General features: G+C 52.4%; 1 protein-coding gene. It reads right to left on the bottom strand.

Annotated elements, in window-relative coordinates; genetic code table 11:
* Window positions 1-866 (bottom strand): SprB repeat-containing protein (locus ACGLWY_RS18635; protein ID WP_396621184.1); only part of this gene is annotated, 866 nt, incomplete at both ends.

The following is an 866-nucleotide window of genomic DNA, read 5'->3' as shown; positions in this document are numbered from 1 at the left end:
ACTTCGGGGTCAATGGCCACGGATTCCGGGAAGCTGATGTTCCATTCGGTCTCGCAGCCCTGGGCATCGCGAACGTACACGATATGGTCGCCCCCTGCCAAATTAGGGAACGTGAATTGTGTCTGGGCCGGTGCTCCCGTGGTATAAACGCCTTCAATATCGTCCAGGACAACACTGTAGGGCGCCGTGCCCCCTGAAACCTCGATGCTGAACTCGCCGTCCATATCCCCCTGGCACACCTCGGGGACAAGTGAGTTTGGCACTATGGTTACCGACTGCGGGTCTGGTTGCTCTACCGTAAAATCGATCAGGACATAGCATCCCAGCTCGTCCTGTGCGATGGCCTGGTAAGCGCCAGGGGCCAGGTTATCAAAAATTGGCCCGTCAAAGAATTGGTTCAGCTGGGGCGAAATGGCATACTTGATGATACCGGTACCTCCGGTAGCAACGATCTCTATCACTCCATCGTTATTCCCGTTGCACATCACATTGGTTACCGTATACTCGACCTCTAACGGCAAATCTGGTTCCGTAATTGTTACCTGTTCACTTATGGACAAGCAATCGCCACTGTCAACCTGTACCTGGTACGTTCCTATCAATAGCTCTGTAAATACCCCGGGGCTGTTCTGTACGGCTCCCGCTAGGTCGTTGCCCAAAGCATCCTGTAAGGTGTACACGTAATTGCCCAAACCTCCTTCTGCTTCGGCTATGATAACACCTGTGGCATCTCCGGCACAGTTTATGGTGGCATTGGTCGTATCCAAAGTAACCGCCAATACTGGCAATGGATCAATGGTTATCCCGTTGGATACATTGGCTGTACAGGCATTGGCATCCCTAACATAATATGCGTAGGTTCCTGG

Source organism: Mariniflexile sp. HMF6888 (assembly GCF_044335535.1).
Classification (GTDB): Bacteria; Bacteroidota; Bacteroidia; order Flavobacteriales; family Flavobacteriaceae; genus Mariniflexile.
This window is presented reverse-complemented; position numbering and strand designations above follow the sequence as displayed.